The sequence below is a fragment of the Motiliproteus sp. MSK22-1 genome, from assembly GCF_001968815.1.
In the GTDB taxonomy this organism is placed as follows: domain Bacteria; phylum Pseudomonadota; class Gammaproteobacteria; order Pseudomonadales; family Balneatricaceae; genus Motiliproteus.
In genome coordinates, this window is sequence record NZ_MIEQ01000064.1 from 1 (window position 1) to 1,579 (window position 1,579).

Below are 1,579 nucleotides of genomic sequence, written 5' to 3' on the forward strand. Positions count from 1 at the left end.
ATACAGCAGATCCAGGTAACCACTGTTCTCCAAGTTTGAATGATCCGTTAAAAACTCTGCGGAGGCGAGCATATTGGCGCTCAACTCAAGGGTCGACAGACCGTTGTTCAGTTGCTGTTGCCAGTAGTCAAATCCACATTTCTCTGGACTGCGATCCAGTACCGCGTGGTAGAGTCGAACCAGGGTGCTGGTGGCATCGTAACGTTCGGTTTGGGTGAAGCTTTCCAGCATCTCCTGCTTGCTCATCCCGGCATCCAGTCCTGCACTCCAGTCACTCAGGTCCTGGTCGTTGATTTCCTCACCGATCAGATCCCGTGAGATTTGCCGTATCCACAGCTCATCAATGCTAAACACGTCATTGTCTTTGACGGCTGAGTCGTAACCGAGCAGGGTTTCGATTGTGTCCGGCATCGCATCGGCGTCGGCATCGTCCCGAAACAGGTCCCATTCACAGGTGGTCGTCGTGATCATACCCGGGGCACCGGGATCTATGATAATACCATTGGCTTCACCGTCTTCATCAAACTCACCGCCATCGGTTATCTCGAAATCAATCCGGGTCTTATTGCCTTCGGCCACAATTGCCGTGGCAATATTGACCCACTCTCCCTCGCTGTTCTGTTTCCAGTAGCCGTTTACGGGGATATCGGCGTCCAGATACAGACTGAAGGTTTCAGTGGCTCCCAGCTCTTCTGCCTGAGAAACAAAGCTGATTAAGCCAAAGGGCATTTCGATTTCAGTCGGGACATCGTCGGGCGCGGCCTGCTGAGTAAAACTGTTCAGTCTTGAGGTGGAGTTTCCATTGGCGGCCTTACCTGCCTGAGAGTCGGTGACCAGGGTGACAAAAGAGCTGACAGGGTTGCCGTTATCATCGGTTTTATCAGCCCGCACCAGGGCGGTGGAGGATACCGAATTCTGCCGTGTATCGACCACACCATCGCCATTACCATCTCCGGCCATTCCCCCGGTGGTTAAGGTGGGAACCAGGGCCTCTACTGCTGAATCGATAGAGTCATTGTCATCATCAGGGTCCAGGTTGTCGTTGATACCGTCATTGTCGGTATCCTGATTGACTTCCTCGGCATCGTTCTGACCGTCATTATCAGAGTCCGGGTCTTCGTTGTCCGGCAGGCCATCGTTATCGGTATCCACCGTGCCACCGCCTTCATCGGTATCCGGGATACCGTCATTATCGGTATCATCACCGGTTTCAACTTCGTTGGTCAGCTTTACGGTCAGTGCCTGAGTGGTGCTGAGTCCGGTCTCATCCGTAACGCTAACCTGCAAGGCATAGTGATTGTCACCATCACTATCGTCAGGGGTCTCAAAGTCCGGGGCATTGATAAAACTCAGCTGTCCGGTTTGACTGTTAAGACTGAACAGCGCACTGTCACCCGAGTTCACTAAGCCATAGCTGAGCGTGGGGTTCAGATCTTCATCGGTGGCTGCCAGGGTCGTCACAACGGTGCTGTTCTCAATTGCTGAGACGGTGCTGGCTGAAGTGAAGGTGGGGGTATCCGGCGCATCGGTCAGTCGCACGGTGACCGTAGCGCTGGCCTGAGCCCCCTGACTGTCAGTG

1 protein-coding gene is annotated in these 1,579 nt (G+C 53.8%); it reads right to left on the minus strand.

All coding sequences use genetic code 11. The features are described from left to right. Nucleotides 1–1,579: choice-of-anchor U domain-containing protein (locus BGP75_RS19325; RefSeq protein ID WP_143821116.1), on the minus strand; the 1,579-nt coding region annotated here is incomplete at both ends.